The sequence below is a fragment of the Polyangium fumosum genome, from assembly GCF_005144585.1.
GTDB classification, from domain to species: Bacteria; Myxococcota_A; Polyangia; order Polyangiales; family Polyangiaceae; genus Polyangium; species Polyangium fumosum.
In genome coordinates this window covers 86,475-108,042 of sequence record NZ_SSMQ01000004.1, presented here as the reverse complement: position 1 = coordinate 108,042, position 21,568 = coordinate 86,475, and the positions used below count along the sequence as shown (strand labels likewise).

Below are 21,568 nucleotides of genomic sequence, written 5' to 3'. Positions count from 1 at the left end.
GTACAGTGCATGCGCCCCTTTCGGGCGCTTGTGTCCCAGAACGTCGAATTCTACGTCTCCGAGCAGGGCAACATCCGCGGACCCGTGCGGCTGGAGGCGGTCCGCCGCGAGATCGGCGGGGGCGCGATGAAGGCGCCGCTCTTCCGTATGGAAGGGTGCAAGCGGTTTCTCCCCGGCGCCGCGTGGGATCCGCTCTCGGACCTCTTTCCCTCGCCGAGCCCGCCCGATCGGCCCGAGGGCACCGTCGCCGAGGCGCTGCCGCGCGACCTCGCCAAGCTCGAACCCCAGGCCCGCGACAAGCTCCTCTGGTTCGTCGAGGACACCGACGGCGTCATGGGGCCCGTGACGGGCGCCTTCGTGGTGCGGGGCCTCATGACCGGCCGGATCCCGATTTCCTCGGGCGTCTCGCTCGTCAGTGTCCCCGGGTGGATCCGCGGCACGGCGGTGTTTCCGGCCGCGCTCGAAGGCGCGACCGCGATCCGCAAGCGCCCGCTGTCCACGTTCACCTGCCCGTATTGCCTCGAACCCGTGATGGTCGGCAGCACGCATTGCCTCATGTGCGGCGAGTTCGTGGGCATCGCGCAGCCGCGGCTCGGGCTGGGGCGCGTGGTGGGCCTCGTGATCTTCGGGTTCGCGCTCGTGGTCGCGCCGCTCCTCGGGGGCGCGCTCTCGGTGCGTGGGGAAGGGCGCGGCGCGGGGGGCGAGATTCCTTCGGCGAGCGCCGCGCCTTCACCGGCCGGATCGGCGGCGCCGGCGTCGAGCGCCTCCGTGACGACGAGCGCCGAGAGCGCACCGGCCGATCCCCAGGCAAGCCCGCCGGTCGAGCCGGCTCGGGCGAAGCGGCTCGAAGGCAAGGTCGCGGCGAAGATCGACGTCGCGGCCGACGCCGAGGCCGCGATTCTCCTGCCGCAAGGCCACGTGGCCGTCGCGCGTCGTGTCGCGCTCGACGTTGTCGATCCGCAGAGCGGCGTGGTCATGACGAGCTCGCGCGAGGCGCAATCCGCGCGCGTGATTGAGCGCGTCGGCGGCGCTCTTTATGCGCTCGGCCAGACCCGTGTCGGCGCGCTCGAACCCGACACGCTCCGTGTCCTGCGCTGGATCGAGCCGCGCACGCAGCTCCTCCCGGGCGCCGCTGCCTCCTCGGCCGGCCTCGCGATTTTTCCTTCGGCCGTGGACCGCAGCGTCCTCGTCGTCGGCACCGAGCACCACGTCGAGATGGCGCGTTTTCGCTTCGGAGGCGCGATCCCGAGCGCCGTTGCGCTCGACGCTGAAGGCACATGGGCCGTCGTGGCCGTCGCCGATCCACGCCCGCGCGCCTATCCCGACGCGATCGAGGTCTTCGCGCCTCGGACGCCGCCGAGCGCGCAGCTCGTCCGCCACCTCTCGCTCGTCGATCCCGTCGCGGCCGTCGCCGTCCGGTCGGGGTTTGCCTTCGCCGTGCTCGGCTCCTCCCGCATCACGCGCATCCCGCTCGAAGGAAAGGGCCTCCTCGCGCCGCCCGACCTTTCCCGCGACACGTGCACCGATCCCGTATTGGTTCGGGCCGCGCCCCGTACGCTCGTCGTCGGCTGCAGGGTGGGCCGCGCGCTCTCGTTGCATGCGCCGGCCACGCTCGCGCAGGACACGCGCCTCGAGCTCGGCAGCCCCGTGACCGCGCTGGAAATCTCGCCCTCCGGCGACCAGGCGCTCGTCGCCACGGGCGCACCTTCTCCCGGCGTGTACGTCGTGGATCTCACGACGGGCGAGCCCATTCGGGTCGACGTCACCGACGAGGTCACGAGCGTCCGATTCGGCAAAGACGCCGGCAGCGCGACGGCATTTTCGGCCCGCGCGCGTCGCGTGTGGGTGCTCCGATGAGCAAGACGAAGTGCCCCAAATGCGGATCGCTCTCGATCCGGCAGGGGGCGACGAAGTGCCCCGCGTGCCGCGCTTGGGTGAGCTCGCCCAAGCTCGCGGGCAGCCGCGTGCAGCTCGGCGCGCTCGGGCTCGTGCTCCTCGCGGCGGGGCTCGGCGGCTTCGGCATGCTCGCCGGCGGCGCGGCCGTCCTCGCCTCGCAAGGCCGCCTCGGCGGCCCGCGCGCGCCCGTCTCGGCGCCGCCACCTGCGCTCCCCGGCTCGGCCGCGGCGCCCCCGGCGCCCTCTGCGAGCGCCGCGTCCTCGGCTTTGGCCTCGGCCGCTCCGGCCGCGGACACGCCTCCTCCGTCGCCCGAGGCGCCCGCCGCATTTGCCGTGGCCTCCACGATTCGCCTCGACGCCCCGCCCGTCGACGTCGCCTTTGCGGACGACGAGGCGATGTTCTTCGTCCTCTGTGAGGACGGCACGCTCCGGGCGCACGCCCTCGATTCCGGCGCGGAGAAGGCCCGCGCGCGCCTCCCGGGCAAGGGCACGGCCCTCCGGCGGCTCCCCGCGGGCCGGCTCGCTGTGCTCGGCGTCTCCACGGGCCTGCCCCTCGTGCATACGGCGCCGTGGCTCTCGGGCGCGGCGCCATCGGCCTACCTGAAGAAAGTCGACGTGAAGGGCGCCCTCGACATCACGGCGATCGGGGATCCGCCCGTCCTCGTCGCCGCGAGTACCCAGGGGAGCCGCGTCGTCCGCCTCGCGGGGACCGATCTCGCGCCGGACGGCGAGATCCTCTTCCCGGCCCCGATCCGCGGATTTTCGCCCCTGCCTTCGTCCGCCGGCGATCGGCTCCTCGTGCTCCTCGACGGGCGCACGCCCACCGAGTCGGGATCCGTGGTCGTCCTCGATCCTGCGGCAAAACCCTTCGGCGGCGCCCGGGCGGCGTGGTCGTCGCTCCTCGAGCCGCGCGCCTCGGCGGCGCCTCGGGTGGCCTCCTCCGAGCGCGCCTTGCTCTTTGATCGGGCCACGGCGAAGGTCGTGGGGTTTTCCGTGGGGGCCGAGCCGCGCCTCGCGCCTGCGGGGCCGCAGCCGATCGCGGCATTCCCTTGGCCCGAGGATCGCGCCGTGGTGATTGGCGTGGCGGGGGAGGGGACGCTCGTATCCCTGGAGCGCCGCGAAGTGCTCGCCACGGTCGCGCTCGGGGGCGTCCCTTCCTCGGCCGCGCTTTCGCCCGAGGGCCGGACGATCCTCGTCGCGCTCGGCGGCGGGCCTCGTGGCAAGGGCGCGACCACGGTCGTGCTCGGCGGCGAGCCGCTGCGCATCGTTTCCACGCTGCAAACGGGGGAGGGATCCCACGTGGTCTCGGTGGCTCCCAGGGGGCGTCTCGCGCTCGTGGCGGCGACGTCGGCGCGTGCCGTGGCGGTCTTGCGGCGCCCCTGAGATCACGCTCGGCGCCGCCGATTTTTTGCGCCCATGCGAGGCGAGATCGGCGAAACTGGCGGCGGCGTCTTGGCTCGGCGCCTTGCCTTGGAGTTCTCCATGACCAACTTCGCGACTTCCCTCCGCAGGAGCACGGTGCGCTCGTACGGCTTGGCGTCGATCTTCGTGATCACATCCGCGATGATCGCGTCGGCGCCCGGGTGTCTCGATCAACAAGGTTCGAGCCCTTCGAACGAGTGCACGACGGGGCAGATCGACGCTACCACGCCCGTCGATTGCGTTCACAAGGAATGCCAGGGAGGGAAATTCGTCTCGGTACCGGACGACATGGAGGTGCCGGACGACGGGAATCCCTGCACGCAGGACACCTGCGCGGCGGGCACGCCCCAGCACACCGCGGTGAACGGCACGGTGTGCAAGCTCGGCGACGGCACGGGCGCGTGTGTGTCCGGGCAATGCGAGATCCCGTGTACGAAGTCGGAGGAATGCGACGACAAGAACCGGTGCACGGTGGACGCGTGCGTCGGCGAGGTCTGCATGTTCGCGGTGAGCGGTGACGCCGATCCCGACGACATGAACCCGTGCACGGTCGACGCCTGCGAGGGCGGCAAGGAGAGCCACACGCCGGCGAACGGGGCGCCATGCGGGACGAACGGCACGTGCAACGACATGGGCGTCTGCATCGGCTGCGGGAGCGAAACGGATTGCCCCGTCGATGATTACTGCAGCGATTGGGCGTGCACGGACAAGCAATGCGTCGCGACGCCTCTCAATGAAGGGATGCAACTGCCCTCGAGCGACCAGTCGAACGGCGACTGCAAAGCCAAGGTTTGCCAGAGCGGGAAGATCGTGACGATCGCGGACGCGATGGACCCCTTCGACGACGGCAATTCTTGCACCACCGATCAGTGCAACGACATGTCCCCCGTGAACCCGCCGCTCCCGGCGCTCTCGTCCTGCGCGACGCCGAACAACCCGACGGGGATGGGCAAGTGCGACAGCGTCGGCGTTTGCCTCGGATGCTCGCAGACGCCCGACTGCGGGGGCGGGCCTCCGTGGCACACGTGCGACGTGACCGTCAACACCTGCTTCAGTTGCAGCGACGACGTGCAGAACGGCACCGAGACGGACGTGGACTGCGGCGGCGAATGCATCGAGCGGTGCGTGCGCGACCAGAAGTGCCTCGTCACGGCCGACTGCGAGGGGGAGTGCGACAACAAGGTCTGCGTGGATTGCTTCGATAACAAGAAGAACGGCACGGAAGGGGACAAGGATTGCGGCGGCAGTTGCGCGCAGAAGTGCACGACCGACGCCTCGTGCAACGTCGCGTCGGATTGCGCCAACGGCGTTTGTACCAATGGCAAGTGCGCTGCGGCGACCTGTAGCGATCAGGTCCAGAACGGCAGCGAGACCGATGTCGATTGCGGCGGCCCCTGTCCCGACTGCCCGGCGGGCAAGAAGTGCAACGGCAACAACGATTGTATCAACGACTGCGTCGACAACATCTGCAACTGACCCTTCTGCGCTAAGGCCGAATCATGACACGCCCCCGTTTTTTGTCCGCCCTCCTCGCCACGGCGTTCGTGGCCTCCGCGCTCGTGCAGGCTTCCTCCTGCGCGCTCGACACGAACGGCTCGGAGCCTGTGAAGACCCAGGAGCCTTGCGAGGCTGCCGCAAATTGCAACGACCAGAACGCGTGCACCGTCGATACGTGCAGCGACGAGAAGATCTGCGTCTACACGCCGGTCGAGGACGGGACGCTCCAGGCGCAGACCGTCGGTGATTGCCAGCGGATCGATTGCGTGGCTGGCAAGGCAGTCACCGTCACCGACAACGCGGACATCCCGGACGACAACGAGCCCTGCACGATCGACGCCTGCATGGCCGGCGCGCCGAGCAATACGGACGCGCCCGAAGGCGAGGCGTGCCAGCGCGGCAACCAGAGCGGCACGTGCGAGATGGGCGTCTGCCAGATCTCGTGCGACGCGCAGAACCCGTGCAACGACGACAACGCCTGCACGGACGATTTCTGCAACATCGCCACGAGCAAGTGCGTCTTCACGAACATCGACGGCCTGCCCACCCCGGGCGCGACGCAGCCCCCGGGGGATTGCAAGCAGAAGCTCTGCGTCATGGGCAAGGACACGGACGTCACCGACGACACGGACGTGCCCGTCGACGTGAATCCCTGCACGGAGAACGTCTGCACGAACGGCGCCCCGTCGAACCCGCCCACGGCCTCGGGGACGTTGTGCACGCCCGAGGAGACGAAGGTGTGCGACGGCGCGAGCAACTGCGTCCAGTGCACCCTGGCCACACATTGCATCGGCATCATCACCGAGGACGAGTGCACGAAGGCCGATTGCGTCGGCAATACGTGCGTCCCGAAGTACATGGGGACGGACACGCTGGCGAGCCCGGCCCTCCAGACCGCGGGCAACTGCAAGAAGATCGTCTGCAACGGCAACGGCGGCACGACGGAGGTCAACGACGACACCGACAAGCCGAACGACGGCAAAGCCTGCACGACGGATACCTGCTCGAACGGCGTGGGGAGTTCCACGCCCGTCTCGCAAGGCACGGCCTGTGGCATGAACCAGGTCTGCAATGCGACCGGCGGCTGCGTCGGTTGCAACACGGCCGCCGATTGCGAGGGCACGGACGATTTCTGCAAGAAGCGCACGTGCATCAGCAACGTGTGCGGCGTCGACTACACGGCGAACAACACGGCGCTCCCGAACGGACAAACCGAGGATGACTGCAAGCGCCTCGTCTGCGACGGCGCGGGCAACACGGTCACCGTCGCGGATCCCACGGATCCCAAGGTCGACGGCATCGACTGCACGCAGGACACGTGCAACGGGACCACGCCGTCGAACCCGAACCAGCCCTCGGGCACGGCGTGCAACCAGAACGGCGGCGACGTCTGCAACAGCGGAGGGCAGTGCAAGAAGTCGCCCGGCAAGAGCTGCGCGAACGGGAGCGATTGCGCGAGCACGTTCTGCAACGACGCGGTCTGCTGCTCGACGAACTGCAACGGGACGTGCCGCGCGTGCAACCTGGCGGGCAGCCTCGGCACGTGCAGCCCCGTGCCGAAGGGGCAAGAGGACGCGCCTTCGTGCACGGGCGCGAGCTCGTGCGATGGCACGAACAACGGCAACTCTGCTTGCAAGAAGGACGACGGGCAGGGGTGCGGCGGCACGAGCGAGTGCGTCAGCAACTTCTGCGTCGACGGCCGGTGCTGCGAGTCGTCGTGCACCACGACCTGCCAGGCGTGCAACGTCATGGCGAACGAGGGCAAGTGCGTCAACATCCCCTCCGGTCAGCCCGACGTCAGCGCGAGCATGACGTGCGACAACGGCAGCGTGTGCAATGGCTCCGGCGTCTGCAGGAAGTCCAACGGGACGAGCTGCGGTGGGGCGGGTGAGTGCCTCAGCAACAACTGCGTCGATGGGGTCTGCTGCGGCTCGTCGAGCTGCGGGGCCTGCCAGGCGTGCAACGTCGCGATGCACCTCGGCACCTGCACGAACGTCCCGTCGGGCCAGGATGACGGTCCCTGCTCGGGTGATCAATCGTGCGACGGCAACGGCGGCTGCAAGACGGACATCGGGAAGACGTGCATGATGGCGTCGCAGTGCCTCTCCACGAACTGCGTGGATGGCGTTTGCTGCAATGACGCCTGCATGGGGACCTGCCGGGCGTGCGACGTCTCGGGGAGCGTCGGCACGTGCACGGACATTCCCAAGGGACAGGACGATAATTTCCCGGCGAACGTTTGCACCGGCATGGGCCAGTCGTGCGACGGCAATGGCGAGTGCAAGGGCGACCTGGGCGCGACCTGCGCCGGCGCGGCGGATTGTCTGAATGGCCTCTGCGTCGACAACGTGTGCTGCGAGAGCGAATGCGATACGGCGTGCTTCTCCTGCAACCAGGAGGGAAATCTGGGGCAGTGCGAGCCCGTCGCGAAATACGCCGAGGACACCTTCCCCACGAACGCATGCGTCGGAAACAAGAGCTGCGATGGATCGAACGACGGATCCAATGCGTGCAAGCTCGACGACGGCCAGAACTGCAGCAGCGACAGCGACTGCGTGAGCAACAAGTGCCCGGGCGGCAACACCTGTATGCCGTGACATCGCCGAGGCCGCCGTCCTGCGGGGGATGACGGCGGCCTCGTTCCCCTCGAAGACCGATTGCAGAACGAACAGAACACCCGACCGATGCCCAATCGCCCCCGCATCCTCGCCTCTCTCCTCACCACGCTCCTCGCCGCCGCCCTCGTCTCCCCGATCGCCTCGTGTGGGCTCGATACCAACGGGTCTCTACCGATCGAGGATACGAAGGCCTGCCTCGTCAACGAGAACTGCGACGACCAGAACCCCTGCACGGTCGACGTGTGCGGCAACGATCGGACGTGTGTCCTCGTGCCGGTCGACGACGGGCCGATGCCGGGACAAGTCGCCGGGGATTGCCAGCGGGTCGATTGCGTGGCCGGCGCCGTCGTCACGACGAACGACGACGCCGACATCGAGAACGACGGCGAGAGCTGTACGAACGACGCGTGCGTGATGGGCGCTCCGGTCCACACGCCGGCGCAGAACGGGGCGAGCTGCCTCTTCGGCACGGCGCAGGGGACGTGCCAGGGCGGGGCGTGCTCGGTCGAGTGCAGCGCGCAAAAGCCGTGTGACGACGGCAATTCTTGCACCGAGGACGCTTGCAATGCGGGCGCGGGCACCTGCCTCTTCACGGATCTCGACGGATTGCCCACGCCGGGCTACGTCCCCGTGCCCGGGGATTGCTTGCAGCACATCTGCGTCGCGGGCGACGACACGGCCGTCGTCGACGACACGGACATCCCCGTCGACATGAACACCTGCACGCTCGACGTGTGCACGATGGGCGCGGCGACGAACCCGCCCGTGAGCGCGGGCGAGCCCTGCGAGCCGGGCAAACCCGAGGTCTGCGACGGCGCGTCGGGCTGCGTCGAATGCAACGAGCCCGCCGATTGCGGCCACCTGCCGCCGGACGACGTCTGCCAGCAGCGCACGTGCGACAACCACGTCTGCGGACAGACGTTCGCGGCGGACGGCACCCCGTTCTCCAGCCAGGCGGCCGGCGATTGCATGCAGGTCGTGTGTGACGGCGCGGGCGCGACGAAGGAGATCGTCGACGATGCCGACCTGCCGAACGACGACAACGCCTGCACGAAGAACGTCTGCACGAACGGCGCGCCGTCGTTCCCGAGCGAGGCGATCAACACGGCGTGCGGCGCCGGGCTCTATTGCGACGGCGGCGGGACATGCGTCGGCTGCAACGAGGCCGCGCAATGCGACGGCGCCGACGATTTCTGCAAGGTCCGCACGTGCATCAACAACCAGTGCGGCGTGAGCTACACGCCCGAGGGCACGGCGCTGCCGGACGGCCAGACGGCCCTCGATTGCAAGGTCGTCGAATGTGACGGCCAGGGCCACATCGTCACGTCGCCCGACACGGCCGACAAACCCGTCGACGGCAACACGTGCACCGACGACGTGTGCAGCGCGGCCGGCGTGCCCTCGAACCCGAACCGGCCCGTCAACGCCGCGTGTGATCAGAACGGCGGCACCGTGTGCAACGGCGACGGCGTGTGCAAGAAGGCGCCCGCGCAGACGTGCGGCGGGGCCCTCGAGTGCTTGAGCGGCCATTGCGTGGACGGCGTCTGCTGCGACGCGGCCTGCAGCGACACGTGCAAGGCGTGCAACGTCGCGGGCAGCGTCGGCACGTGCACGAACGTGCCCGCCGCGACCGAGGACGCGCCGACCTGCACGAACGCGAACGCCTGCGACGGCGCGGGCGCGTGCAAGAAGGACAGCGGCCAGACGTGCGCGGGCGCGGTCGATTGCGTCAGCGGCTTCTGCGTGGACGGCGTCTGCTGCAATGGCGCCTGCGACGCCGCGTGTTTCGCCTGCAACCTCATGGGCAGCGTCGGCGCGTGCGCCCCGCTCGTCTCCGCGGAGGACACGAACCCCACGAACGCCTGCGCGGGCACGCGGTCCTGCGACGCGGCCGGCGCCTGCAAATCGAAGGACGGCGGCGTTTGCCTGGCCTCCGGCGATTGTTTGAGCGGGTTTTGCGTCGACGGGGTCTGCTGCGACACGGATTGCACCGACGCGTGCAAGGCCTGCAACCTCGTGGGCGCGGCCGGCGTCTGCTCGTTCGTCGCGAATGGGCAGGACGACATGGGGACGTGCGCCGGGGCGAACCAATCCTGCGACGGCGCGGGCATCTGCAAGAAGGTCGCGGGCGAAACGTGCGCCGGGGCGGCGGAGTGCCTGAGCGGGTTTTGCGCCGACGGCGTCTGCTGCAATGCGGCCTGTGACGAGACGTGCACGGCTTGCAATGTCGCGGGCAGCGTCGGCACCTGCACGAACGTGCCGATCTCGACGAACGACGCGCCGGGATGCGTCGGAACGAACTCCTGCGACGGCGCGGGCGCGTGCAAGAAGGATCCGGGCGAGCCCTGCCAGGACGGCGGGGAGTGTGTGCTCGGGTTCTGCACCGACGAGAACGTCTGCTGCACGAGCGCGTGCGCTGGCACGTGCCAGACGTGCAACCTCGTGGGCTCGGCGGGCACCTGCACGAACGTCCCCGCGGGGCAAGACGACGCGGCCACGTGCGCGGGGATGAACCAGTCGTGCGACGGCGCGGGCGCGTGCAAGAAAGAGAACGCGGCCACGTGCGGCGGCGACGCGGAGTGCATGAGTGGCCATTGCGTGGACGGCGTCTGCTGCGACACGGCGTGCACGGGCACGTGCTTGGCATGCAACCTCGTGGCCTCGCCGGGCGTCTGCTCGTTCGTCGCGAATGGGCAGGACGACCCGATGACGTGCACGGGGATGAGCCAGTCGTGCGACGGCGCGGGCGCGTGCAAGAAAGAAAACGCGGCCACGTGCGACGCCGACGCCGAGTGCTTCAGCGGAAACTGCGTGGACGGCGTCTGCTGCGACACGGCGTGCGCGGGCACGTGTTTGGCGTGCGACCTCGCGGCCTCGCCGGGCGTCTGCTCGTTCGTGGAGAGCGGGCAAATCGACGACGGCACCTGCGACTTCGCGGACGAGACCTGCGACGGCGCGGGCGCGTGCAAGACCCTGCAGGGCAAGCTCTGCGGCGCGGACGCGGAATGCCTGAGCGGCCATTGCGTGGACGGCGTCTGCTGCGACGACGCCTGCACGGGCATCTGCGAGGCGTGCTCGGCGGGGAAAAAGGGCAGCGGCGCCGACGGCGTCTGCGGGCCGATCACGCTCGGCACCGATCCGGACATGGAGTGCACGACACCGGGCACGTGTGACGGCGCGGGCATGTGCATCGGCGACCTCGGCGACACGTGCGAGGCGAACGCGGACTGCGCGAGCGGTCATTGCGTGGACGACGTCTGCTGCAACGTGGTCTGCGCCGACGATTGTTTCTCCTGCGCGCTCGATGGGATGGAGGGCCAATGCATGCCGGTCCCGGCGGGCACGACCGACGGCACGTGCGACGCGGCGGGCCCCGAGGTCTGCGACGGCGCGGGCGTGTGCCTCGGCGACACGGGCTTCACGTGCACCGACAACGCGCAGTGCTTCTCGAACCACTGCGAGAACGACGTGTGCGCGCCGTGAGCGAGGTTTTTTTCGGGCGAGGTGTGTGATGGCATGGGGACGTCGAGCGGGGGGGATCATCCTGACGACGATGGTCGTCTGGGCGGGCGGATGTCTGGAGCTCGACACGGGTGGGCCGGCGGCGTGCGAGGCGGGGCAGACGGACCCGACCACGCCCGACGATTGCATCCGCAAGGAATGCCAGGGGGGGACGTTCGTCTCCGTGGCGAGCGACATCGAGGTGCCGGACGACGCGAATCCCTGCACGCAGGACATCTGCTCGGACGGGGCGCCTCAACACGTCGCAGTGAACGGGACGACGTGCAAGATCGGCGACGGCGTGGGCGAATGCGTGTCCGGGTCCTGCGAGATCCCGTGTACGGGGGCGGCGCAATGCGACGACAAGAACCGGTGCACGGTGGATGCGTGCATCGGCCAGGTCTGCATGTTCGCGGTGACCACCGGCGCCGATCCGGACGACATGAACCCGTGCACGCTCGACGTCTGCGCGGGCGGCAAGGAGAGCCACACGCCGGCGAACGGGGCGCCGTGCGGGACGAATGGCACGTGCAACGACATGGGCGTCTGCACGGGGTGCGGAAGCGACACGGATTGCCCCGGCGATGATTTTTGCCGCGACTGGTCGTGCATGGAGAAGCAATGCGTTGCGACGCCGCTGAACGAAGGGCTGCTGCTGCCCCAGAGTGAGCAGTCGAGCGGCAACTGCAAGGTCAAGGTTTGCCAGGGCGGGAAGGTCGTGACGATCGCGGATGCGACGGACCCCTTCAACGACGGCAAATCTTGCACGGCCGATCAGTGCAACGACACGTCCCCCGTAAACCCGCCGCTCCCGGTGCACTCGTCCTGCGCGACGCCGAACAACCCGACGGGAATGGGCAAGTGCGACGGCCTCGGCGTGTGCCTCGGGTGTTCGCAAACGGCCGACTGCGGGGGTGGGCCCCCGTGGCACACGTGCGACGTGAAGGTCAACACGTGCTTCAGTTGCAGCGACGCCATGAAGAACGGCACCGAGACGGACGTCGATTGCGGCGGCGAATGCATCGACCGGTGCGCACGGGGCCAGAGCTGCAACGGGACAGTCGACTGCGAGGGCGAGTGCGACAACGGCGTCTGCGTGGATTGCTTCGACGGCGTGAAGAACGGCACGGAAGGGGACATGGATTGCGGTGGCGTTTGCGCGGTGAAGTGCGGGTTCGGCGAGGGCTGCAACGTAGGGGCCGACTGCGCGCAGGGCGTATGCAGCGTCGGCATATGCGCGCCCCCGGCTTGCAATGACGGTGTGAAGAACGGGACCGAGAGCGATGTCGATTGCGGGGGGAGCTGCACCAAATGTGCTCCCGGAAAGACCTGCCTCAAAAATACGGATTGTCTCAACATGGTGTGCACCAATGGCACCTGCGGCTGAGCCGCGCCCCCGCCCGCCCGTCTGCCACCCCGTAACCTGACCCACCCTCCCACGCAGTCCCCTCGCCAAGACGTTGCCCGAGCCGCGCGTTCGTCCTAAGCAGCGGCGAACCTCCCCGATGTCCCCGCGCGCGCGTCCCTCCCGAAGGCCTGCGCTCCTCGCCCTGCTGCTCGCTCTCCCGAGCTGCGGCAACGTCGAGGATCCGCCGGGGCGCGTCCTCGATCGGACCCCCCCCGGCGCGACGCTCGAGCGTCCCAGCAAGCCCGAAGGCACCCCCGCCGCCGACAAACGCGCCGCGGAGGACACCGAGCCGGGCCACGGCGCGAAGATCGGCAGCATCGCGATGCGGACGTGGATCTACGTCGCGCCCGACGATCGCTCGACGAAGCTCGGCTACCTGCGCGCCGGCGCCGTCGTCGACCGCGCCGAGGCCTCCGCCGGCACCCGGCGCTGCGAGGGCGGCTGGTACCGCATCGTGCCGCGCGGCTACGTGTGCGTCGGCAAAGGCGCGACGCTCGCGATCGATCACCAGGTCATCCAGGCCGCCCTGCGAGGCCCCGACCGCGCCGCCACGTTGCCTTACGCCTACGTGATGTCGCGCTCGCCCGCGCCCCACCTCTACTTCCGTCTGCCGACCGACAAGGACCAACGCCGCGTCGAAGGGCCCACCGTGCGCGAGCACGTCCGCCTCGCGATCACGCCGAACGTCCCGCTCGACACCGTGCCCGCGTTCCTCGGCGAGGGCCGCGATCTGCCGAAGCCATACGGCGCCGTCGAGCCGCTCCGCTACACCGTGCACGCCGGCCGCGCGAAGGAAGAGTCGGCCTTCGGGCTGATCACGGCCTTCGAATGGACGAGCCGCAAGTTCGGCCTCACGACCGAGCTCGACCTGATCCCGCTCGATCGCACGAAGCCCGCGAAGATCAGCGCGCACCACGGCGTGGTCGTGGACAAACCGGGCCTGCCGGGCATCGTCGTCAGCCACGGCGCGACGAAGCTCGTCGAGGGGGCGGACGGCCGGATGCGCGAGCAAGGGATCGCGCCCTGGCGCTCGGGCTGGATCCTGACGGGCAACACGAAGGGCGGCGAGCGCGGGTTGTGGGAGACGACCGAGGGGTTCTGGTTGCCCGCCGAGACGATGCTGATCGGGACGCCGCGCGAGGATCCCGTCGGGCACGCGCGCGCGGGCAAGAAGTGGATCGACGTGTCGATCAAGAAGCAGCTCCTCGTGGCGTACGAGGGGACGCGGCCGGTGTTCGCGACGCTCGTGTCCACGGGGCGCGGCGGGATGAGTGATCCCGAGAAGACGACCGCCACCATGCGCGGGGTGTTTTACGTGCACGCGAAGCACGTCTCCGGGACGATGGACGGCGAGGAAGGCTCGGACTCGTTCGATCTACGCGACGTGCCCTACATCCAGTACTTCCACGAGGGCTACGCGCTGCACGGGGCGTACTGGCACGACGAGTTCGGCAAGGCGCGCAGCCACGGCTGCGTGAACCTCGCCCCAGCCGACGCGAAGTGGCTCTTCGACTGGACCGACCCCGTCGTCCCCCCCGAGTGGCACGGCGCCGTCAACCTCGAAGGCGGGACGCTCGTGTGGACGCACGGGGGTTGAGCGGTCGTGAGGGGCGGCCGAAGGGGTCGCCACGCGTCGACCCTCGCCGGTCGTCGTGACGCGAAGGGGGTCGCCACGTGTCGACCTCCGCCGGTCGTCGTGACGCGAAGGGGTCGCCACGTGTCGACCGCTGCTGGTCAGCGTGACGCGAAGGGGGTCGCCACGTGTCGACCTCCGCTGGTCGTCGTGACGCGAAGGGGTCGCCACGTGTCGACCGCTGCCGGTCAGCGTGACGCGAAGGGGGTCACCACGTGTCGACCTCCGCTGGTCGTCGTGACGCGAAGGGGTCGCCACGCGTCGACCCCCGCGGGAAGCGTTCTTCGAGGGACGTCGGTCCCAGGTCGCTAGAACGTGAAACGAGCGGACGCGCCCAACGGTCCGAGGGAGACGACGGCGGCGGGCTCGCGAGAACGTTCGACCTGTCCGAGGACGAACACAGGGATACCCGCGACGAACATGGCGCCGCCGATCCCCATGAGCACAGTCGGAAAGACCCAGGACGACTTCGCGCAGGGGACACACGCGGCGCGATCGGCGTTTTCGTTCGCGATGTAGAGCCCCGCGCCGAGGCCGGTGACGACCGCGCCGCTCACCATCAAGGCGATGCCGGAGGTGATCTTCGCGCGGCCTGGGCTCGGCGGGGGTTCGAGCGCGTTCGCTGTACGGAAAGGGAACGAGGCGACCACGAACCCGAGCGCTGCGGCGAGGGCCACGCGACGCGCGCGCGGGCTCGCATCCGCCGATCGGCGGGCCGCGGCGCTCGGGACGCGGGGGCGTCTCACTTACAAGCTGCGGGGGCGCCGGCGCCCTTCAGCATGTTGCGGACCGCGGTGAGGGCCTGGCGGCCCTCCGGCGAGTTGACGAGGCCGTCACACATGCCAGCCGCGGCCAGGTACGAGGCCTTCTGATCGAGCGGCGCGGAGTTCGCGTTCTGACGGAGCGCGGAGCAACAGGCGCGGATGCCCGTCGAATCGCCCGTACCGACGACCTTCTTGCCGGCGTCCGCGTCCTCGCCTGCGTCCGAGGCGTCCGAGCCTGCATCCTCCTCGACCACGAGCGGCGTCGGCGTGGGGGCCGGCGTCGGCGTCGGCGCGGGGATGGCCGAGGGCGCGGGCGGAACTTCTTCTTCCTTGTTGCCGCAGCCATTGGCCACGAGGGCCAGAGCGAGGGGCAGCACGGCAGCGCAGAGAGCGGTGATGTAGCGCGTTTGGTTCATGTTGTACCTGGAAGTATCCCGGTCGCTCGGACCTGGCGAACTTTTTTGGCGTCCGTCCGCCGAACGATGTTTGGACGAAACACCAAGGGACCGCAAGAGGTAGGTGAGTCCCGAACGTGCCCGACGTGCGTGTGCCGGGGACGATCTGTTCCACGCATCGCAGGGGGAGCGGGGCGGGAGCGGGAGCGGGCCAAAGTCAAGCGCCCGTGCAAGGGGGGACGCGGACGTGGAGGATCTCGCTCGGGGATGGCGAGCTTACCGTCGTGCTCGGCCTCTGCAGGGCCAGGCCGTGCTCGCCCTCCTCGCCACGCTTCGCGTGGGTCGTCGGGGCGGAGGTTTTGTCGTGTTGCGAATTCCTAGAGCGCCGACCCGTTCGGCGCTCTGCGAGATCGCGAAGCGAGCTCGCCTCGGGGGGTGAATCGACCGGGCTTTGCCCGGGCGAGAGGGGGACGCGAGGCGTCCCCCTCGGGACAAAAGAGCTAGAACATCGAGCGGTTGTCAAACCGATCGATGTTCTAGTGAACCTACCTGTGCTCTCCGCGCGGGGTGCGATGCTCGATGCGCTAAGCTGGACGGGGCGCATGATTTCTTTGGCGAGCGGAGGTGCCGTCGCATCGACATACCGTCTCGAACGTCCGTTGGCGCAGAACCGACGTTCGGTTCATGAGGAAGGAATCGAGTCTATGGGAAAATGGCGCCTCGAGAATATCACCATCTTCGCTACGAACCGCACCAGCGACGAGGTCCTCGGCCATAACGTCCACGCGTTATTTCGGATGCGGTATGATGCCTCGCGGATGAGCAGGTTCCACGAGACCCCGAGGCTCGTATGGCACGAGCATATCATTTGCATGGACATTCGGGGGAGGCCCAGCCCGGCCGGGGATGCCGCCGGCGTCGATGCGATCACGCCTGTCGCCGCGCCGACCAAGGAGTCGCGGACGTGGTGGGAGGTCAGCGTCGACCAGTACGCGCGTAACCCCGGCAGCCCCAACTTCGCGCCATGGCTCGCGCGGTACCGCGAGGGGTATCGCTCCGCCGTTGGGATGCCGGGCTCCGTCATTCGGGGGGGCGCGCAGCTTTTCCACCGGCGAGGAGGGGACGCGAATCCGAGGACGGAGAACGTCCATACGGCGGACGACCAGGCAGAGGCGAGCCGCCGCTACCTTGGAAAGAAGGGCGGGATCCTCACGATAGAGATACACGATGTCCCCAGCATCGGCCTCAGCGGCGACTGGGATGTCAAGGAGCGGTATCTCTTCTTCACGCTCGGCGTCCAAGGCGGCACGGTCTGGAGGAGGGTGAAGCAACACCTGCGCGTGGACAAGTCGCTGCCGCCGGACCTGTGGACGAGGACCTTGGAGGTCGAGCCTCTCGAGCCCGGCGTCCAACCCGGTTGGAGGACGAATGTAGATACCACCGGGTTTACCCGCGTCGATCCGCCTGCCCACTTGACACAAGTGAACCAACCGGTCATGGCGGGGGGTGAATTCGTTTGATCCGGGCGATCGAAGAATGACCTGGAGCCGACGCGCTGCATCTCTCCGTCCGCACGGAGTCGACCTACGGAATCCGCGAGGCCACGACCCCAGGAGGAGCGTGGCTTTGCGCGTCGCCGCCCTCCTCTTTGGGGCGGCGCTCCACGCCGGCTGCGCTCGCTCGGAGCCGACCCTCGGCGGGCCGGCTCCGGCGGATGGGGACGCGGGTGAGGAGCAGCCGCTTCCGGGCCCGCTGCCTGGATGGGAGGTGCCCTTCGATGGCATCACCTGCCGGCATCCTGCCGTGCAGGCGGATTGTCGCGACGGCTTCTGTCGTATCCCGGCCGGCTGCTTCATCAAGGGGTCGCCTCTGGAGGAGACCGGCCATCCGGCGAAGATCGAGAACCAGCGCGCCGTCACGCTCACCCACGATTTCTGGGTAGGGCAGCACGAGGTTACGCAGGAGCAATGGTCGGCGCGCGGACTCCACGACCCGAGCATGGCCTTCCCTGCGCAGCCGGGCGGCGATTGCACGGATGACCCCCGCTGTCCCGTGGGCAGCGTGACCTGGTTCGAAGCGTTGGCTTTCGCCAACCTCCTCTCGAAGGCACACGAGCCGCCTCTTCCGGCGTGTTACGAGCTTTCCGGGTGCAGCGGCGAGATCGGGCACGGAATGACCTGCGCGTCGGTGTCGCTCACGGCGCCGACGATCTACGACTGCACGGGCTACCGCTTGCCGACCGCCGCTGAGTACGAATACGCCGTGCGGGCCGGCACCAGGGAGGCGTTCTACTTCGGGCCGAGCACGACCGGGATCCCCACGGGAGCGAGCGGATGCGATCTCTGGCCGCCCCTCGCGGAGATAGCATGGTACTGCGCCAATTCGGGGGACTTCACGCATCCCGTCGGGCAGAAGCGCCCCAACGCCTGGCACCTCTATGACATGGTAGGGAATGCCAGGGAGTGGGTCAATGACGAGGCCCATGGGCAAGCGCCTCCGCCCGGGCCCCTCACGGATCCCGGGGGGCAGATTGTCATCTACGTCGATCGGCAGACGCGAGGCGGGTCGGCCATTGGTTGGCCCACGCTCCTTCGTTCGGCATCCTCTCTCGGCAGCAGTTGGGACTTCATCGTCTCGACCCACGGCTTTCGCCTCGCCCGCACCCTTCCGCACGAAGCATCGGGCTCCACGGGCCCCTGACCTGCGGGCAGATCCCGGCGCGGGAGGGCCCTCGCCGCGTCCGCTCCCGCCTCCGGCGCTCCCTTCGTTTCTCGACCCGTTACTCCAGCAAGCGCCCGTCCACGTAGCACCAACACCAGGTCTCGCCGGGCTCGGCCGACGAGATGATGGGATGCTTCATCCGATGGTAATGCGCCGTCGCGTGGCGGTTCGGCGACGAGTCGCAACATCCGATGTGACCGCACGTGAGGCACTCGCGAAGGTGCACCCATCGGCCGCCGATCTTCATGCAGTCCTCGCAGCCGGGGGCGGGACGAGCGACCGAGTCGATGGTCGCCTGCGCCACGTGCTCGCACGGCGCGGTCATGGTCACGCTCGTCTTGGTGCTCATGAAGTCCTCCTCGATGGTAGGTCGATTGTAGCTCGACCTCACCGGCGATCGCCCTTCCACTCTCTCTCGGGCCCGCTCGTGCGAACCGGGCATTGCAGGGGGTCCCCGACCCGTCGAAATTCAGCCGAGATTCACGGGGTTGGCGACCCCGGGTCAGAACGACCGGAACCCTATCCCGCTGCCGCCTCCGCTCGCCGCGTCCGCTCCCGCTAAGGGGTCCGGCACCCCTGACCGGCGTACCTCCCAGCGGCGCCACCCGGCACCGGAGCTGTCACGCCCCGGCCAGGTCCCTCGACACGCCTCCGAGCACGATGCCCGAAACGGGGGGTCACGATGGCGCGCCGCCCCGAGGGCTCTGCCGCCTCCGCCGCAGCGCGAGCAAGAGCCCAAGACCGACCCAAGGGGCGCCTTTCGCCGATCCGCCACCAACGACGCATGCGCCACAGCCATCCTCGCTGGAGGGGATTTCCCCGTTGCCTCCGCCTGCTCCCGTGGTCGTGCTCGTCGCCATCATCCCGCCGGTGCCGGTCGCGCTGCCGCCGGTGCCGCCGCTGCCGCCGCTGCCGGTCGCGCTGCCGCCGGTGCCGCCGCCGCCGCCGGTGCCGGTCGCGCTCGAACTCGACGTCGGTCCCTCGATCTGGCACACGCCGGCCAGGCAAACCCCGCCTGCGCAAGGCGTGTTGTCCGGCTTGGGGCTCGGCGCGCACACCCCATTGGCCGCGTTGCACAGCCCGACTTCGCACTCGCCCACCGGCGGGCAGACAACCACGTCGGCTCCGGTGCAGATCCCACCCTGGCACGTGTCCGATTGCGTGCAGGCATCTCCATCGTCGCATCCCGCCCCATTGGCCTTCGCCGGCGTGGAGCACACGCCCGTCGCGGGGTCGCACGTGCCCGCATCGTGGCATGGATCGGGCGCGGAGCACGTCACCGGGATCGCGCCGACGCACGTGCCCGACTGGCACGTATCCGTCTGCGTGCAGGCATTGCCATCGTCGCACGAGGAGCCGTTGGGCTTCGACGGATTCCCGGAGCACACGCCCGTCGCGGGGTTGCAGGTGCCCGCATTGTGGCATGGGTCGGACGCGGCGCACATCACCGGGTTCGCGCCGGTGCAGACGCCCGCCTGGCAGGCGTCCATCTGCGTGCAAGCATTGCTGTCGTTGCAGGCCGTCCCGTTCGGCGCCGGCGCGGTGAGGCATGCGCCCGTACCCACGTCGCATGCCGCCCTGGTGCCGCACATCGAGAAGAGGCCGAATCCGCTTATTTGCACAGGCGTGTTGTGATTGACGGTCGTATTGTCGCCAAGCTGGCCATGGAGGTTGTACCCCCAGGTCCACACCGTGCCGTCCGACTTCAGCACCACGGTATGTGCGGAGCCCCCCGCCACCGCGGTGATGCCACCAATACCTGCCAGCTCTGCGGGCTGATGTATGTCGAGGGTCGAGCTGTCTCCGAGCTGGCCTCTGCTGTTGTCCCCCCAGACGTGGACCTTACCGTTCGGCTTCAGCGCCAAGGTGTGGTCGTGGCCCGCCGCCACCGCGACCACGTCTACCATTCCACTTGCTTGGACCGGAACGTGTCGATCGGTGGCCGTGCCGTCCCCGACCTGGCCACCGAAGTTGCGCCCCCAGGCCCAGACGCTGCCGTTTGACTTCAGCGCCACGGTGTGCATTGCCCCCGCCGCCACCGCGGTGATGCCGCTCAGACCGGTCGTTTTCACGGGCTTGTGTCGATTGGTGGTGGTGTTGTCCCCGAGCTGCCCGCGGGCGTTGTATCCCCAGGCCCAGACGGTGCCGTCCGACTTCAGCGCGATAGAGTGTGTGTAGCCCGCCGTCACCGCGGTGATGCCGCTGAGCCCGCTCACTTGCACGGGCGTGAGTCGAGCGGTGGTGGTGTTGTCGCCGAGCTGGCCATAGTCGTTTCGCCCCCAGGTCCAGACCGTGCCGTCCGACTTCAGCGCGACCGTGTGGTAGTTGCCCGTCGCCACCGCGGCGACACCGACAAGCCCGCTCACCTGTCCAGGCGTGAGTCGATTGGTGGTGCTGTTGTCGCCGAGCTGGCCTTCGTAGTTACGCCCCCAGGTCCAGACCGTGCCGTCCGACTTCAGCGCGACCGTGTGTTCGTCGCCCGCCGCGACCGCGGTGACGCCGCTCAGCCCGTCCACAGGCACAGGTATGAGTTGTTCGGTGGTGCTGTTGTCCCCGAGCTGCCCGCGGTTGTTGTATCCCCAGGCCCAGACCGAGCCGTCCGACTTCAGCGCCACGGTGTGGTAGTAGCCCGCGGCAACGTTCACCGCCGCGCAGCGCGCCGGGTTCCCGTTGCAATCACCCAGGCTGCCCGCGCCCGCCGTCAACGCCGCCCGCGCCTCGGCTGTCGTCTCCGATGCCGGACTCGCAGCCTGCCCGCCCCCGTCTCCTCCCGCGCTCATCCCCGACGAATCGACGCCACAGGCGGTCGCGAACAAGGCAAGCGGCGCGAGCCACAGCGGCCCATGAGCATAATGTTTCATCGTGGCAGTTCCTTGGCTCCGCAAGCGGAGAGCAATGTACGAGGGAGAGGTCCCCGAAGAGGCGTGCCGAGACATTCGCCTCGGACCACCGCGAGAGCAGACGGCGCGGGGAGCGCAGGCGTTTCGTCGTGAGAGCAAAGAGGAGCGCGTCGAGCGCACGCCCGTGCTCCCCTTGGCAGCGGGCGAAGGGCGATGCAATCCTTCGAATCGGACAGTGTCCGGCATGATCCTTCCCCGCTTCCGTATACAAACGCAAAGCCGCGAAGATGCGCTAGCGTTCGACGGCGAAGCGGAGGCGAAGGCGCGTTCCGCGCGAAGACGCGACCATCACGACACCGAGGGATGAGCATGACGACGAACAGAGACCGAGGAATTCTTTGGTTGTTCAAGCAGAAGACCAGCTTCAGTACGATCCCAACGACTGATGATTTCGAAGGCTATTCGAAGGCGATCCTCATCTGTGCCAACGGAGACGGCAAGCTTGCGCCCCTGGAGCGAGACTGGGTGATCGGGTACTTCGCTGCTTTCGGCGCGCCGGACGCGGTGCTGGACGAGCTCAAGTCCTACAAGGCCGACGAAGACATCGAGAAGTTCATCTCCACCACGCCGGCGACGAACGCTTCACGGCGCTTCCTCGTCTACGACGCGATCCAGGCCTGCAGCGCCGATGGACAATACAGTGACGCGGAGAGGGCCATGGTGATCCGGATGGCTGCGAAGCTCGGGGTTTCCGAGGACGTGGTCCGGCAAATCGAAGAGGTCTGCGTCGAAGAAGCCCGGCTGCGGGAGAAGCGGCTGAAGCTGGTGTATCCGGAGGGGGCGCCCCTGTAGGCGGCGGGCGGCCTCGCGAGAT

Annotated in this window: 14 protein-coding genes; 10 read left to right on the top strand and 4 right to left on the bottom strand. The window is 68.8% G+C overall.

Going from position 1 to position 21,568, the window contains the following annotated elements:
* Positions 1-9 precede the first annotated feature (9 nt).
* The 7 genes from E8A74_RS05565 to E8A74_RS05530 all read left to right on the top strand — a co-directional run bounded on the left by E8A74_RS05565 (position 10) and on the right by E8A74_RS05530 (position 13,938).
* A complete protein-coding gene (locus E8A74_RS05565; protein WP_136927870.1) occupies positions 10-1,857 on the top strand; it encodes a WD40 repeat domain-containing protein in 1,848 nt (615 codons plus the stop codon).
* Entirely contained in the window at positions 1,854-3,278 is a 1,425-nt protein-coding gene (locus tag E8A74_RS05555) for a YncE family protein (protein ID WP_170228881.1), read from the top strand. The genes E8A74_RS05565 and E8A74_RS05555 overlap by 4 nt, the downstream gene beginning before the upstream one ends.
* Positions 3,279-3,377: 99 nt before the next feature.
* On the top strand, positions 3,378-4,793 hold the full coding sequence (locus tag E8A74_RS05550; protein WP_136927867.1) for a hypothetical protein: 1,416 nt from the start codon (positions 3,378-3,380) through the stop codon (positions 4,791-4,793).
* A gap of 23 nt (positions 4,794-4,816) precedes the next feature.
* Positions 4,817-7,411 carry a hypothetical protein gene (locus E8A74_RS05545; RefSeq protein ID WP_136927866.1) on the top strand — a complete coding sequence of 865 codons (2,595 nt, stop codon included), beginning with the start codon at positions 4,817-4,819 and terminating at the stop codon, positions 7,409-7,411.
* 87 nt (positions 7,412-7,498) lie between these two features.
* Entirely contained in the window at positions 7,499-10,915 is a 3,417-nt protein-coding gene (locus E8A74_RS05540) for a hypothetical protein (RefSeq protein WP_136927865.1), read from the top strand.
* Between the two features lie 70 nt (positions 10,916-10,985).
* Complete coding sequence (locus E8A74_RS05535) at positions 10,986-12,320, top strand: hypothetical protein (RefSeq protein ID WP_136927864.1); 1,335 nt, start codon at positions 10,986-10,988, stop codon at positions 12,318-12,320.
* Positions 12,321-12,438: 118 nt separating this feature from the next.
* Positions 12,439-13,938 carry a L,D-transpeptidase gene (locus E8A74_RS05530; protein ID WP_136927863.1) on the top strand — a complete coding sequence of 500 codons (1,500 nt, stop codon included), beginning with the start codon at positions 12,439-12,441 and terminating at the stop codon, positions 13,936-13,938.
* A 344-nt stretch (positions 13,939-14,282) separates the two neighbouring features.
* Here E8A74_RS05530 and E8A74_RS05525 read toward each other — a convergent pair whose 3' ends face one another.
* Both E8A74_RS05525 and E8A74_RS05520 read right to left on the bottom strand, forming a co-directional pair.
* Complete coding sequence (locus E8A74_RS05525) at positions 14,283-14,720, bottom strand: hypothetical protein (RefSeq protein ID WP_136927862.1); 438 nt, start codon at positions 14,718-14,720, stop codon at positions 14,283-14,285.
* Positions 14,717-15,154: an acyltransferase gene (locus E8A74_RS05520; RefSeq protein WP_232379388.1), complete on the bottom strand. Its 438-nt coding sequence runs from the start codon at positions 15,152-15,154 to the stop codon at positions 14,717-14,719. The genes E8A74_RS05525 and E8A74_RS05520 overlap by 4 nt, the downstream gene beginning before the upstream one ends.
* A gap of 581 nt (positions 15,155-15,735) precedes the next feature.
* On the opposite strand from E8A74_RS05520, the gene E8A74_RS05515 reads away from it, so the two are divergent.
* Positions 15,736-16,653 carry a hypothetical protein gene (locus E8A74_RS05515; protein ID WP_170228880.1) on the top strand — a complete coding sequence of 306 codons (918 nt, stop codon included), beginning with the start codon at positions 15,736-15,738 and terminating at the stop codon, positions 16,651-16,653.
* 100 nt (positions 16,654-16,753) lie between these two features.
* Positions 16,754-17,833: a formylglycine-generating enzyme family protein gene (locus E8A74_RS05510; protein WP_170228879.1), complete on the top strand. Its 1,080-nt coding sequence runs from the start codon at positions 16,754-16,756 to the stop codon at positions 17,831-17,833.
* 79 nt (positions 17,834-17,912) lie between these two features.
* On the opposite strand, the gene E8A74_RS05505 is transcribed toward E8A74_RS05510, so the two are convergent.
* Complete coding sequence (locus tag E8A74_RS05505; RefSeq protein WP_136928007.1) at positions 17,913-18,179, bottom strand: UBP-type zinc finger domain-containing protein; 267 nt, start codon at positions 18,177-18,179, stop codon at positions 17,913-17,915.
* 352 nt (positions 18,180-18,531) lie between these two features.
* On the bottom strand, positions 18,532-20,715 hold the full coding sequence (locus E8A74_RS51935) for an RCC1 domain-containing protein (protein WP_170228878.1): 2,184 nt from the start codon (positions 20,713-20,715) through the stop codon (positions 18,532-18,534).
* Positions 20,716-21,096: 381 nt separating this feature from the next.
* Between E8A74_RS51935 and E8A74_RS05490 the strand changes: the two genes are divergently transcribed.
* Positions 21,097-21,546 (top strand): tellurite resistance TerB family protein, encoded by a 450-nt coding sequence (locus E8A74_RS05490; RefSeq protein WP_211365294.1) that lies wholly within the window; start codon positions 21,097-21,099, stop codon positions 21,544-21,546.
* Positions 21,547-21,568: the final 22 nt, after the last annotated feature.

What these genes read in the sequence shown, in the direction of transcription:
- E8A74_RS05565 (WP_136927870.1), top strand. Translation starts at nt 10, where the DNA reads ATGCGCCCCTTTCGGGCGCTTGTGTCCCAGAACGTCGAATTCTACGTC.
- E8A74_RS05555 (WP_170228881.1), top strand. Translation starts at nt 1,854, where the DNA reads ATGAGCAAGACGAAGTGCCCCAAATGCGGATCGCTCTCGATCCGGCAG.
- E8A74_RS05550 (WP_136927867.1), top strand. Translation starts at nt 3,378, where the DNA reads ATGACCAACTTCGCGACTTCCCTCCGCAGGAGCACGGTGCGCTCGTAC.
- E8A74_RS05545 (WP_136927866.1), top strand. Translation starts at nt 4,817, where the DNA reads ATGACACGCCCCCGTTTTTTGTCCGCCCTCCTCGCCACGGCGTTCGTG.
- E8A74_RS05540 (WP_136927865.1), top strand. Translation starts at nt 7,499, where the DNA reads ATGCCCAATCGCCCCCGCATCCTCGCCTCTCTCCTCACCACGCTCCTC.
- E8A74_RS05535 (WP_136927864.1), top strand. Translation starts at nt 10,986, where the DNA reads ATGGTCGTCTGGGCGGGCGGATGTCTGGAGCTCGACACGGGTGGGCCG.
- E8A74_RS05530 (WP_136927863.1), top strand. Translation starts at nt 12,439, where the DNA reads ATGTCCCCGCGCGCGCGTCCCTCCCGAAGGCCTGCGCTCCTCGCCCTG.
- E8A74_RS05520 (WP_232379388.1), bottom strand. Translation starts at nt 15,154, where the DNA reads ATGAACCAAACGCGCTACATCACCGCTCTCTGCGCTGCCGTGCTGCCC.
- E8A74_RS05515 (WP_170228880.1), top strand. Translation starts at nt 15,736, where the DNA reads ATGATTTCTTTGGCGAGCGGAGGTGCCGTCGCATCGACATACCGTCTC.
- E8A74_RS05505 (WP_136928007.1), bottom strand. Translation starts at nt 18,179, where the DNA reads ATGACCGCGCCGTGCGAGCACGTGGCGCAGGCGACCATCGACTCGGTC.
- E8A74_RS51935 (WP_170228878.1), bottom strand. Translation starts at nt 20,715, where the DNA reads ATGAAACATTATGCTCATGGGCCGCTGTGGCTCGCGCCGCTTGCCTTG.